Origin of the sequence: Acidovorax radicis N35 (assembly GCF_000204195.1) — a bacterium.
Classification (GTDB): Bacteria; Pseudomonadota; Gammaproteobacteria; order Burkholderiales; family Burkholderiaceae_C; genus Acidovorax; species Acidovorax radicis.
Map to the genome: position 1 here is coordinate 124,454 of NZ_AFBG01000025.1, position 11,820 is coordinate 136,273.

11 protein-coding genes are annotated in these 11,820 nt (G+C 66.0%); 4 read left to right on the forward strand and 7 right to left on the reverse strand.

Annotated elements, in window-relative coordinates:
* Positions 1–10 precede the first annotated feature (10 nt).
* Entirely contained in the window at positions 11–529 is a 519-nt protein-coding gene (mreD, locus tag ARADN35_RS0124860; protein WP_010467061.1) for a rod shape-determining protein MreD, read from the forward strand.
* A 98-nt stretch (positions 530–627) separates the two neighbouring features.
* The gene (gene mrdA / locus ARADN35_RS0124865) at positions 628–2,568 is read left to right on the forward strand and encodes a penicillin-binding protein 2 (protein ID WP_010467063.1); all 1,941 of its coding nucleotides are present in this window, start codon (positions 628–630) and stop codon (positions 2,566–2,568) included.
* Positions 2,569–2,669: 101 nt separating this feature from the next.
* Here the strand turns inward: mrdA and ARADN35_RS0124870 are convergent, their stop codons facing one another.
* From ARADN35_RS0124870 to ARADN35_RS0124890, 5 genes are all read right to left on the reverse strand, one after another.
* On the reverse strand, positions 2,670–3,566 hold the full coding sequence (locus tag ARADN35_RS0124870; protein WP_035198701.1) for a DMT family transporter: 897 nt from the start codon (positions 3,564–3,566) through the stop codon (positions 2,670–2,672).
* 354 nt (positions 3,567–3,920) lie between these two features.
* Positions 3,921–4,673 (reverse strand): amino acid ABC transporter ATP-binding protein, encoded by a 753-nt coding sequence (locus ARADN35_RS0124875; protein ID WP_010467068.1) that lies wholly within the window; start codon positions 4,671–4,673, stop codon positions 3,921–3,923.
* A complete protein-coding gene (locus ARADN35_RS0124880) occupies positions 4,670–5,452 on the reverse strand; it encodes an amino acid ABC transporter permease (protein WP_010467069.1) in 783 nt (260 codons plus the stop codon). The genes ARADN35_RS0124875 and ARADN35_RS0124880 overlap by 4 nt, the downstream gene beginning before the upstream one ends.
* 124 nt (positions 5,453–5,576) lie before the next feature.
* Positions 5,577–6,341: an ABC transporter substrate-binding protein gene (locus ARADN35_RS0124885; protein WP_010467071.1), complete on the reverse strand. Its 765-nt coding sequence runs from the start codon at positions 6,339–6,341 to the stop codon at positions 5,577–5,579.
* 255 nt (positions 6,342–6,596) lie between these two features.
* Positions 6,597–7,355 carry a sulfite exporter TauE/SafE family protein gene (locus ARADN35_RS0124890; RefSeq protein WP_010467075.1) on the reverse strand — a complete coding sequence of 253 codons (759 nt, stop codon included), beginning with the start codon at positions 7,353–7,355 and terminating at the stop codon, positions 6,597–6,599.
* A 366-nt stretch (positions 7,356–7,721) separates the two neighbouring features.
* On the opposite strand from ARADN35_RS0124890, the gene ARADN35_RS0124895 reads away from it, so the two are divergent.
* Positions 7,722–9,089 carry an ammonium transporter gene (locus tag ARADN35_RS0124895; RefSeq protein WP_010467076.1) on the forward strand — a complete coding sequence of 456 codons (1,368 nt, stop codon included), beginning with the start codon at positions 7,722–7,724 and terminating at the stop codon, positions 9,087–9,089.
* 170 nt (positions 9,090–9,259) lie between these two features.
* Positions 9,260–9,595: a hypothetical protein gene (locus ARADN35_RS0124900; protein WP_010467078.1), complete on the forward strand. Its 336-nt coding sequence runs from the start codon at positions 9,260–9,262 to the stop codon at positions 9,593–9,595.
* 46 nt (positions 9,596–9,641) lie between these two features.
* On the opposite strand, the gene ARADN35_RS0124905 is transcribed toward ARADN35_RS0124900, so the two are convergent.
* Positions 9,642–9,992, reverse strand: a complete 351-nt coding sequence (locus tag ARADN35_RS0124905) for an antibiotic biosynthesis monooxygenase family protein (protein WP_010467079.1) — start codon at positions 9,990–9,992, stop codon at positions 9,642–9,644.
* Between the two features lie 20 nt (positions 9,993–10,012).
* Positions 10,013–11,692 carry a GMC family oxidoreductase gene (locus tag ARADN35_RS0124910; protein WP_010467081.1) on the reverse strand — a complete coding sequence of 560 codons (1,680 nt, stop codon included), beginning with the start codon at positions 11,690–11,692 and terminating at the stop codon, positions 10,013–10,015.
* Positions 11,693–11,820: the final 128 nt, after the last annotated feature.

Genomic DNA, 11,820 nt, shown 5'->3' on the forward strand with positions numbered 1-11,820 from the left:
GGAGCGCGCGATGATCATGCCGCGCGGCGAGCCGCTGCTGCTTCCGGTCAACCCGGTATTTATTGTCGCCAGCCTGGCTGTGGGGCTGGCCATCAACATGCTGCCACTGGGCCGCATCGTCTGGACGCCCGATGTGCTGATGGTGCTGCTGGTCTTCTGGGGCGTGCACCAGCCACTGCGCATCGGCATGGGCGTGGCGTTCCTGCTGGGTCTGTGCATGGATGTGAGCCAGTCGGCGCTGCTGGGCCAGCATGCGCTGTCCTACACCGTGCTGTCGTTTGGCGCGATTGCCATCCACCGCCGCCTGCTGTGGTTCAGTGTGCCGTCGCAGGCCTTGCAGGTGTTGCCCCTGTTTGCCCTTGCCCACGCCATCGAGCTCTTGCTGCGGATGGCGTCCGGGGGCATATTCCCGGGACTGTGGAGTTTTCTCGCGCCAGTGCTGGAGGCCCTGCTGTGGCCTCTGGCCAGCTGGGTGCTGCTGGCCCCGCAGCGACGCCCGCCCGACCGCGACCAGAACCGGCCTTTGTAGCCCATGCCTTCCTTGATGCCAGTGCGTTTTGCCAACGGTCCGTATTTGCCCGTGGACGGTAAGCACGGGCCTGCGTGTGCCCGAATGGGGGGTAGGGCGTGACCGAGGTGCGCAGCAGCGAAGCCGATGCGTCGCGCTTTCGGATGCGGGCGCTGGTCATCGGCGCACTGGTGTTTTTTGCGTTCTGCCTCATCGCTGCCCGGCTGGTGTATCTGCAGGTGGTCCGGCACGAAGACCTGGCGGCGCAGGCGGAGAGCAACCGGACGGCCGTCGTGCCCATCGTGCCCAACCGGGGGCTCATCCTGGACCGCAACGGCGTGGTGCTGGCCACCAACTATTCGGCCTACACGCTGGAGATCACGCCTTCGCGCGCGGGGGTGCTGGACGAGACCATCGATGAGCTGTCCAAGGTGGTGGAGATCCAGAGCCGTGACCGCCGCCGCTTCAAGCGGCTCATGGAAGAGTCGCGCAACTTCGAGTCCCTGCCCATCCGCACGCGCCTGACCGACCAGGAGGTTGCGCGTTTTACCGCCCAGCGCTACCGCTTCCCGGGTGTGGACATCAAGGCGCGCCTGTTCCGCAACTATCCCATGGGCGATGTCGCCAGCCATGCCATCGGCTACATCGGCCGCATCAACCAGACCGAGAAGGCGCGCATCCAGGATTCCGAGGACGAAGCCAACTACCGGGGTACGGAATACATCGGCAAGCTGGGCATCGAGCAGAGTTTCGAGTCCGCCCTGCATGGCGCCACCGGTGTCGAGCAGATGGAAACGTCGGCGGGCGGGCGGGCGGTGCGCAAGCTGTCCAGCCACGCGGCCACGCCTGGTGACAGCGTGATGCTGTCCATCGACATCAAGCTGCAAAAGCTCATTGAAGACATGTACGGCAACCGCCGGGGTGCGTTGGTGGCCATCGACCCGCGCAACGGCGAGATCCTGGCTTTGGTCAGCAAGCCCACGTTCGATCCCAATCTTTTTGTCGAGGGGATTGACGTGGAGAACTGGACGGCGCTCAACGAATCCATCGACAAGCCTCTGCTCAACCGCGCCATGCGCGGCACCTACCCGCCAGGCTCCACCTACAAGCCCTTCATGGCGCTGGCTGCGCTGCAGCTGGGCAAGCGCTCGCCCAGCCTGGTGGTCAACGATCCGGGCTTCTACACCTTCGGCGGCCACACCTTCCGCAGCCATGAAGGTGGGCTGGGCGGGGTGGACATGCACCGCGCCATCCAGCAATCGAGCAACACCTACTTTTACTCGCTGGCGGTGGAGATGGGTGTGGATGCCATCCATGACTTCATGAAGCCGCTGGGCCTTGGGCAGGCCACGGGCATCGACCTCAATGGCGAGGTGCGGGGCACCTTGCCCAGCACCGAGTGGAAGCGCAATGCCTACAAGCGTCCCGAAATGAAGCGCTGGTTTCCTGGCGAAACCGTGTCGCTGGGCATTGGCCAGGGCTACAACAACTTCACCATGCTGCAGCTGGCGCTGGCGCAGGCCACGCTGGCCAACGGAGGCACCCGTTACCGGCCGCACATGGCCAAGGCCGTGAAGAATGCGGTTACGGGGGCCATCACCGAGATCCACCAGCCCCCTGGCGTAGACCTGGGTTTTCTGCCCAAGAACGTGGACATCGTGCGCAACGCCATGGTCGCCGTGAACAAGGGCGGCACCGGCACGCGCGTGTTTGCCGGGGCGCCGTACACGGCCGGTGGCAAGACCGGCACCGCCCAAGCGGTGACCATGGGGCAGAACGTCAAATACAACGCGAAGTCCCTCGAAGAACACCAACGCGACCATTCGCTGTTTACCGCCTTTGCCCCGGCCGAAAACCCCAGCATTGTGCTCGCGGCGATTGTGGAAAACGCCGGCTTCGGCGCGGCCCATGCCGCCCCCATCGCGCGCCGGGTGTTTGACTACTGGCTGCTGGGCGAATACCCCAACGAGGAAGATCTGGCTGCCGTGCAGAAAGGCCTGGCCTCAGCGCCGATTGGCAAGCCACGCAAGGCGAGCGAAGTGCAGATGATCGCTCCCTAAGCCATTGGTTTAAAAAAGATAGCTGGTAGCGCAATACAGATAAGCGCCAGGGCCTATTTTTAGTAAGATTTTCGTTCCCAACCGGTCTCCGTCCCGCTCCGTCAGGCCCGTTGCACGGTGCCGGCCCGCCCAGCGGGCTGGATCTGGCTGAACACCAGGGCTGCCACGATCAGCGCGGCACCACCGAGCCCTGCCCAACCCAGCCTTTCGCCCAGCAGCGCCCAGGCCGTCAGCGCGGCGAACACCGGTTCCAGCCCGAACACGATGGCGCTGCGCATGGCGTCCACGCGCTGCTGGCCCCAGGCCTGCAGCGTCACCACCACCACGCTGGCGAGCAGGCCCAGATAGAGCAGCGCCAGCAAGGCATCCACAGGCAGGTCTGCCGTGGAGCGCAGCCAGTCCATGCCACCGCCCTGCGCCAGCAGCAGCGCGGTGGAGGCCAGCGCCATCACCGTGGCTTGTGCGGCGGCCATGCGCGTGGCCCGCAGCGGCTGTGCCGCCGTGCGGCGCGCACATTCCTCCAGCGCCAGGATGTACAGCGCGTAGAACACGGTGCTGGCCAGCGTCAGCGTATCGCCCAGGTTCCAGGGCTCGTTCTCATGGAACATCAGCGCCATGCCTGCACACGCCAGGGCGCACGCCGCCCACAGCCGCCAGCCATAGCGCCGGCCCAGGAAGGCCATGGCGATCAGGGGCACCACCAGCACGTTGAGCCCGGTGACAAACGCGTTGCGGTTGCTGCTGGTGCGCGCCAGCCCTTCGATCTGCAGCCAGAACGCCAGGAACAGCAGCAGGCCCAGGGCGCAACCCCAGCGCCGTTCGTGCCGCAGCATGCCGCGCCACAGCGGCGCCAGCACCACCAGCGCGATCACAAAACGCAGCCAGATGATCTGCAGCGCATCGAGCTGCGCCGAGAGCAGTTTCATCGCCGGGAACGTGGTGCCCCACACCACTGTGACAACCAGCAGGGCCATCAGGCCCCAACGTTCAGTACGCATCGGAAGAATTCCCCAAACCAATAAGAACCTGTTCAAAGTCTTTTTGGAGTTGCACAAGTGCCTTGCCGGGATGGGATGCAAGGCGCGGGGCGCAGCCAATAGCCCGTGCTATTGGCAAGCACCGCAACGCAGCAGACCGCCCGGCAAGGCACTTGCCCGAAGGGTTGGAGTGAAATCGGGCGATTGGAAGCCTCGTCTGCTTGCATGGGCACGAGCCCATGCGGCGCATCCGAAGCATCCACTCATCCCGATTGCACTCCAATGCGATCTCCAAAAAGACTTTGAACAGGTTCTAAGAAAAAGGGCCGCCGGTTGCCCGGCGGCCTCTGCGCTGCAGAGCGGCTCGGACGCGGGTCAGTGGCTGACCTGGCCCAGAAAGGCGCGAATGCGGTCGTTGGCCGGGTTGCCGAAGAACTCCTGCGGCGGCGCGTCGTGTGCGATGCGGCCCTGGTCGAAGAACATCACCCGGTCGGCCACCTCGCGGGCAAAGCCCATTTCGTGGGTGACCACAATCATCGTCATGCCGCCGCGTGCGAGGCCGCGCATCACGTCCAGCACCTCCTTGACCATCTCGGGGTCGAGCGCCGACGTGGGCTCGTCAAACAGCATCACCTTGGGCTGCATGGCCAGCGCCCGCGCAATGGCCACGCGCTGCTGCTGCCCGCCCGACAGTTGCCAGGGGTACTTGTGTGCGTGGTCCTGCATGCCCACGCGGCGCAGCAGCTGCATGGCTTCCTCGTTAGCCTGGGCGCGCGGCGTGCGGCGAATGCGGCGGGGGGCCAGCGTCACGTTGTCCAGCACGCTCATGTGGCCGAACAGGTTGAACTGCTGGAACACCATGCCCACTTCGCAGCGCTGGCGCTGCAGCGTGCCGAGGTCGTCGCAGACCTCCACGCCGTCGATGGTGATGCGCCCGCTGTCGTGGGGCTCCAGCCGGTTGATGGCGCGCAGCAGCGTGCTCTTGCCCGAGCCCGACGCGCCGATGATGACCGTCACCTCGCCGGTGTGGAACACGGTGGAGACATCCTTGAGCACTTGGTGCGTGCCAAACGACTTGCACACCCGTTCGGCCACGATGTAGGGCTTGGGCTGGTGGGTCGCGGTCATTGGTTGCGCCCTTCCACGTCAAAGCGGTATTCCACAGCGTTGGAGATCTGCGTGACCAGCGTCGTCAGCAGCAGGTAGGTGACGGCCACCGTGGTCAGCGTGGCAATGGGCTGGAAAGTGGCCGACTGGATGCGGTTGCCCACGTTGGTCAGCTCCACCACGCCAATCGCATAGGCCAGCGATGAATCCTTGAGCAGCGCCACAAAGTTGCTCACCAGCGGCGGCAGCGAAATCTTGAACGCCTGCGGAAACACCACGTCCAGAAACACATGCACCCGTCCCAGGCCCAGCGCCCTGGCCGCCTCGGTCTGCCCGCGGGGCACGGCCAGCAGGCCTGCGCGCAGTGCTTCGGCGTTGTAGGCGCCCACGTTCAGCCCCAGGGCCACCACGGCCGCGGCAAAGTCGGGCAGGTTCAGCCCCGGCACCAGCACGGGCAGGGCAAAGTACACAAACAGGATCTGCACCAAGAGCGGCGTGCCGCGGATGGCCCAGATGTACACGCCAGCAACCCAGCGCACGGCAGTCCAGCGGGCCGTGCGGGCGAGTGCCGCCGCCGTGCCCAGCACCAGGCCCACGGCACCACTGACCAGCGTGAGCCACAGCGTGGTGCGCGCACCTTCGGAAAACGCCTGGGCGTTGGGGCCGATGGGGTCGGGGAAGAACGACAGCAATTGGCCCAGCAACGAGAGGGCCAGCACCATCACCACCAGTGCAGCGACCAGCGTGGCATTGCTGCGCTGCTGTCGGGACCAGCCTTGTGGCCAAAGAGCGAGAAGCATGGATCAGACGACCGGAAGGTCTTGGTTGGAATCGGGCCAGCGGCAGGACCGGGGTGACGCCGCTAGAAACAGCAAAGGGTGCGCCGAGGGCCAGGCCCTGCGCACCCCGTCGCGTATTTTTAACTCAGTTGCAGCGCACGTCTTCTTTGAAGTACTTCTTGGAGACCGTGGCGTAGCTGCCGTCGGCCAGCACTTCGGCAAACGCCTTGTTCCAGGCATCGGCCAGGTCGGTGTTGCCCTTGGCCATTGCGGGGGCGATGCGTTCGATGAACAGCATGTCGCCCAGCTTGAAACCGGCCTTGGCGTTCTTGGCGGCGGCTTCCTTGGCCACGAACTTGTCGCTGACCCACGCGTCCACGCGCTTGGAGATCAGGGCGCGCTGGGCGTCGGTGTCCTGCGGAAAGTTCTTCACTTCCTTCACGCCGCTGACCTTTTTCACTTGCTCGAGGTAGCTGGTGCCGGTCTGCACGGCCACCACCTTGCCCGAAAGGTCCTGGGCGTTGCGGATCTTTGCGTCCATCGCCACGATGATGCCGCCCGAGCAGTAGTGGGGGTTGGCAAACGTGACAGCCTTGGAGCGCTCTTCGGTCACGCCGTGCGATGCGATCACGGCGTCCCAGCGGCTTTGGCCCAGGCCGGTCAGCAGCGCGTCAAACCCCAGGGTCTTCCATTCGAGCTTCAGGCCCATCTTCTTGACCACCAGCTCGGCCACTTCCACCTCGAAACCCGTGAGCTTGGTGCCTTCAAAGAAGTTGAACGGCGCGAACTGGCCTTCGGTGGCCACGATGATCTTGCCGTCTTTCTTGATTTCATCCAGCGTGCGGGCCTGGACGGCGAGGGCGGCGCACAGCGCCACGGCGGTGACAACGGCAGACTTGAAAAACTTCATGGCAGGGTTCCTGTGGGGGTGGTTCAGGTACAAAAAATCCGGCATGCGGGTAGGCAGGCCGGAGCGGGTGAATGCGGGCATCGCCAACAGCGATGGGCCTCGTCATCAAACGGAAATGCGCAGAAATTATAGGACGGGCGTTCGCATTCGGGCCATGCAGGGCAACCCCGATGACCTCGGGGCGCCCTGGTGGTAGGCCTGCCCAGCTTAGCAAGCATGATGCCATCCGGGGGCACGAGCCCCTTCGGGCCTCCGCTAGCGCAGGAACGCGTCGTAACCCGTCTTGAGGATCAGCGTGCTCACCACCACGATGAAGATGCCACGCACGAAACCCGTGCCGTGCTTGAGCGCCAGGTGCGTGCCCAGCAGGCTGCCCACCACATTGGCGATGGCCAATGTCACCGCAAAGTGCCACCACACATGGCCCTTGGCGGCAAACAGCGCGATGGCGGCGACGTTCGTGGCGCAGTTGAGCAGCTTGGCCGAGGCCGAGGCGTTGAGGAAGTCATAGCCCAGCAGCCGCACGAACAGGAAGACAAAAAAGCTGCCGGTGCCCGGGCCGAAGAAGCCGTCATAAAAGCCGATGAGCACGCCGATCAGGCTGGCCACCAGCACTTCGGTGCCGCCCGCAAAACGTGGGGTGTGGTGCCGCCCCAACTCCTTCTTGGCCAGCGTGTAGACCAGCACCCCCAGCAGCACCAGGGGCAGCAGCTTGCGGAGGAAATCGGCCGACATCACCGTGACAGCCCAGGCGCCGGCAAACGAGCCCGCAAAACCCGCAGCGGCGGCAGGCAACATGGCCGACCAGCGGACCTGCACGCGGCGGCTGTACTGCCAGGTGGCCATGGCCGTGCCCCACACCGAGGCGGCCTTGTTGGTGCCCAGCAGCGTGGCCGGGGGTGCCCCGGGAAAAGCCGCAAACAGCGCCGGCACCATCACCAGCCCGCCCCCACCCACGATCGCATCCACAAAACCCGCCAGCAGCGAGGCCAGGGTAATAAAAATCCATTCCATCGCAGGATTTTCGCAGCTTGTCTGCTATGGATTCAGGACCTCCCAAGGCAGTGGCGAAAGGGAGGCCCGCGTGGAACAGGCAAGAAAAAGGCGCTGGGATCGCCAGCGCCTGGAAAAAAACCGCACCTCGTTGGGTGCTTGAAATTTGATTATTGGTAGAAAGGATGTCTCCTCGGGCCCCTCGCTTGGCACACCGAAGCGCGCTTTCGAGTGCCGCAACTGTAACGACTGCACTTCGCTGGTGCATTGGGGGTTTCCCGCCCCCGTTGTGGGGCGGTGAACGCGCCGCACGGGGCGAAAACAGGGTATTTTGGTTGGCACGGCTCGTGCAATTGCGCTTGTAACAATTTGCGAAAGGGAGCCGCCATGCGGGCAGTCAACCACCGGTTCTTTGTGGTCGTGTCGTTGTGTCTGGGCCTGTGCGCCAGCGCATTGGCCCAGACGGCGCTCGATGCAGCGGGTGCGGTGGCGGCAGTGCCATCTCCGCCCCTGACCCGCCCCGGGCTGGTGGCGCAGACCACCATCAGCGCGGCAGATACCGCGTGGATGATGACCTCCACGGCGCTGGTCCTGCTGATGACGCTGCCGGGCATTGCCCTGTTCTACGCGGGCATGGTGCGCAAGAAGAACGTGCTCAACACCATGGCCAGTGTGGTCGCCATTGCGGCGCTGGTCAGCCTGCTGTGGTTTGGGGCGGGCTACTCGCTGGCCTTCACCCCGGGCAGCCCTTGGCTGGGGGGATGGGAGCGCATCGGCTTTGCGGGCCTGGACTTTCAGCTCGCTGGCGGCAAGCTGGCCGTGAGCCATGTGGCACCGCACATCCCCGAGTCGGTGTACGCCATGTTCCAGCTCACGTTTGCCATCATCACCGCCGCGCTGCTGGTGGGGGCGTTTGTCGAGCGCATGCGGTTTTCCGCCATGCTGATCTTCATCAGCCTGTGGACCCTGCTGGTCTACGCCCCGGTGGCGCATTGGGTGTGGGAGCCAGGGGGCTGGCTGGCCCAGATGGGCGCGCTGGACTTTGCCGGGGGCTCGGTGGTGCACGTGAATGCGGGCGTGGCCGGGCTGGTGTGTGCGTGGTTCCTCGGGCGGCGCACTGGCTACGGGCGTGAGCCGTTCGAGCCCTACAACCTGGGGCTCACCATGGCCGGTGCGGGCCTGCTGTGGGTGGGCTGGTTCGGCTTCAACGCGGGCTCTGCCGTGGCCGCCGACGGGCGCGCCGGGCTGGCGATGGCGGTGACGCATCTGGCCGCAGCGGCCGGGGCCTTGTCGTGGATGCTGGGCGAATGGGTGGTGCGCGGGCGGCCGTCCCTGCTGGGGCTGTGCTCTGGCCTGGTGGCGGGGCTGGTGGCCATCACGCCGGCGGCGGGGTTTGTCACGCTGCGCTCGGCGGTGGCGATTGGCCTGGTGGCCGGGCTGGCATGCTACTGGGGCGCCACGGGGCTCAAGCGCCTGCTGCGCGCCGACGATTCGCTCGATGTGTTTGGGGTGCATGGCATCGGCGGCATCGTGGGCTCGCTGCTCACCGGCGTGCTGGCCAGCCGCACCGTGGGGGGTGTCTCCGGCAGCCTGCTCACCCAGGCCATTGGCGTGGGGGCGGTGATGGCCTACAGCCTTGTTGCGACCGCCGTGCTGCTGTGGATCACCAATTTCGCCGTGGGCCTGCGGGTGGATGAGCAGAGCGAGCAGACCGGGCTCGACATCGCACAGCACCGTGAGCGCCTGGGGAGTTAATGAAGTCCACCCCCCTGAGGCCCTGCGGGCCTTCCCCCCGCTCTCGCATTGCTGCGCAATGCGGGCAGGGGGACGCAGCCAGCGCGGCGGGGCGGCCCTTGCGCGGCTGCCCGCGCTTGGGCCGCGCCGGTCAGCGCCATGGATGACTGAAATGCCATAAGGAGCCGACCATGCCCGATTCCGACAAGCTCGCGATTGCCGCCCACCTGCATGTGCTGCTGCGCCGCAAGACGGGGCGCGTGACCGACACCGAATGGATGGCGGCCAACGCCGAATATGCGCTGGAGATCGTGCGTTTCGCACGCCGGCGTGCCCAGGAGGACAACGTTCCAGAGCTGGTCGAGTGGGCCGACCGCCTGGACCTGGCCATCCATGCCGCCCCACCCGCTGCGCCGCGCCGTCCCTTGCTGGATGTGGCCACGCAGGCCGTGCGCCAGCGCATGGCGCCGCCGCCCACACCCGAGCCAGCGCCCGAAGTGCCTCGGTATGTGGGGGGAATCCGCTGACCGCGCCGCGGCCGTGTGGCCGGGGTATGACCGGGGCTGGGCGGGATCAGTGCGCTGCCGCGCCCTGCACGAACAGGCCCGCCGTGGGCAGCAGCCCGACCAGCTTGTCGTCGCCATAGGTGCGCATCACCTGCGAGATGACGACCTGGTAGCCGTTGAGCCACTGCGCTTGCGCCGCCTTGGCCTTCAGGTGGGCGGGGTGTTGCATCAGGGCTTGCAGGGCCTCGAGCGACTGCCAGTAATACACGTTGGACACGAGGCCCTTGCCCGTGTCCTCCCACGATTCCTCGCCCAGGTAGCCGTCGATGGAGCGGGCGGCGGTCGCAATCGCCTCGTCCAGGCGGTGGAAGGCGTCGTCGAATTGTTTGGTGGCAAAGATGAAGGTGGAGGAGTACATGGGCGCGATGGTATCCGCGCTTAGGCCGCGCGCCGCGCCTGGATGATCCACTCCGCTGCCTTCTCGGCCAGCATCAGGGTGGGCGAGTTGGTGTTGCCGCTGGTGATGGTGGGCATGGCCCCCGCATCCACCACGCGCAGGCCTGCAATGCCGCGCACGCGCAGTTGGGAGTCCAGCACCGCCATCGGGTCGTCATCCCGCCCCATCTTCGTCGTGCCCACAGGGTGGAAGATCGTGGTGGCAATGTCACCGGCCAGGCGCGCCAGGTCTTCGTCGCTTTCAAACTGCACGCCGGGCTTCCACTCCTCGGGCTGGTACTTGGCCAGTGCGGGCTGGGCCACGATGCTGCGCGTGACGCGCAGGCTGTCGGCGGCCACCTGGCGGTCTTCGGCGGTGCTCAGGTAGTTGGGCGCAATGGCGGGGGCGGCCTTGAAGTCGGCGTTCTTGATGTTCACCGTGCCCCGGCTTGTAGGGTTGAGGTTGCACACGCTGGCCGTGAAGGCCGGAAAGCTGTGCAGCGGCTCGCCAAAAGCGTCGAGCGACAGCGGCTGCACGTGGTACTCGATGTTGGGCCAGGGTTGGTCGGCGCTGCTGCGCGTGAAGGCCCCCAGCTGCGAGGGCGCCATGCTCATGGGGCCACTGCGTTTGGTCGCGTATTCGAGCCCGATCTTGGCCTTGCCCCAGAGCGAGCTGGCCATGGTGTTGAGCGTGGCCACGCCGTTGACCTTGAACACCGCGCGGATCTGCAGGTGGTCCTGCAGGTTGGCGCCCACGCCGGGCAGGTCGACCGCCACGTCGATGCCGTGCTGGCGCAGCAGCGCGGCGGGGCCGATACCCGACAGCTGCAGCAGCTGCGGTGAGTTGACCGCGCCCGCGCTCAGGATGACCTCGCCCGAAGCATGCGCCGTGACCATCTCCTGGCCGTCCCACACCTGTACGCCGGTGCAGCGCTTGGTGCCGTCGGGCTGGGTCTCGACGACAAGCTTGGCCGCCTGCGCGCTGGTCCACATCTCGAAGTTGGGGCGACCGTAGCAGGTGGGGCGCAGGAAGGCCTTGGCCGTGTTCCAGCGCCAGCCGCTCTTCTGGTTCACCTCGAAGTAGCCCACGCCTTCGTTGTCGCCGCCGTTGAAGTCGTCGGTGGCGGGGATGCCGGCCTGCTGCGCTGCCTGGGAAAACGCGTCGAGCACATCCCAGCGCAGGCGCTGCTTTTCGACCCGCCACTCGCCGGTGCTGCCGGTGGCCTTGTTGCCGTGCAGGCGTTTGAAATTTTCATTCACGCCGCCGGGCTGGTCCAGGCGCCAGTGGTCCTCGTGGCGGCGGAAGTAGGGCAGGGCGTTGTCCCAGCGCCAGCTGGCGTCGCCGGTCAGCTCGGCCCACTGGTCATAGTCGCGCGCCTGGCCGCGCATGTAGATCATGCCGTTGATGCTGCTGCAGCCGCCCAGCGTCTTGCCGCGCGGGTAGCGCAGCGTGCGGCCGTTCAGGCCCGCGTCGGGTTCGGTGTTGTAGAGCCAGTCGGTGCGCGGGTTGCCGATGCAGTACAGATAGCCCACGGGAATGTGGATCCAGTGGTAGTCGTCCTTGCGGCCGGCTTCGATCAACAGCACCCGGTAGCGGCCGTCGGCGCTCAGGCGGTTGGCAAGCAGGGCGCCGGCCGTGCCGCCGCCAATGATGATGGTGTCAAACGTGGTGTGGTCGCTCATGGGCAGGGGGCGGTGGCAATGTGTGGAAGGAGACGGAGGGCCATTGTGCGGACGGCGCCGGGTGTGTCGAGAGGGTCAGTGCCTATTGCTATTAAATGTATAGCTATCAGCGCTTGTTGATAAAGCGC

What these genes read in the sequence shown, in the direction of transcription:
- mreD (WP_010467061.1), top strand. Translation starts at nt 11, where the DNA reads ATGATCATGCCGCGCGGCGAGCCGCTGCTGCTTCCGGTCAACCCGGTA.
- ARADN35_RS0124870 (WP_035198701.1), bottom strand. Translation starts at nt 3,566, where the DNA reads ATGCGTACTGAACGTTGGGGCCTGATGGCCCTGCTGGTTGTCACAGTG.
- ARADN35_RS0124875 (WP_010467068.1), bottom strand. Translation starts at nt 4,673, where the DNA reads ATGACCGCGACCCACCAGCCCAAGCCCTACATCGTGGCCGAACGGGTG.
- ARADN35_RS0124880 (WP_010467069.1), bottom strand. Translation starts at nt 5,452, where the DNA reads ATGCTTCTCGCTCTTTGGCCACAAGGCTGGTCCCGACAGCAGCGCAGC.
- ARADN35_RS0124885 (WP_010467071.1), bottom strand. Translation starts at nt 6,341, where the DNA reads ATGAAGTTTTTCAAGTCTGCCGTTGTCACCGCCGTGGCGCTGTGCGCC.
- ARADN35_RS0124890 (WP_010467075.1), bottom strand. Translation starts at nt 7,355, where the DNA reads ATGGAATGGATTTTTATTACCCTGGCCTCGCTGCTGGCGGGTTTTGTG.
- ARADN35_RS0124895 (WP_010467076.1), top strand. Translation starts at nt 7,722, where the DNA reads ATGCGGGCAGTCAACCACCGGTTCTTTGTGGTCGTGTCGTTGTGTCTG.
- ARADN35_RS0124900 (WP_010467078.1), top strand. Translation starts at nt 9,260, where the DNA reads ATGCCCGATTCCGACAAGCTCGCGATTGCCGCCCACCTGCATGTGCTG.
- ARADN35_RS0124905 (WP_010467079.1), bottom strand. Translation starts at nt 9,992, where the DNA reads ATGTACTCCTCCACCTTCATCTTTGCCACCAAACAATTCGACGACGCC.
- ARADN35_RS0124910 (WP_010467081.1), bottom strand. Translation starts at nt 11,692, where the DNA reads ATGAGCGACCACACCACGTTTGACACCATCATCATTGGCGGCGGCACG.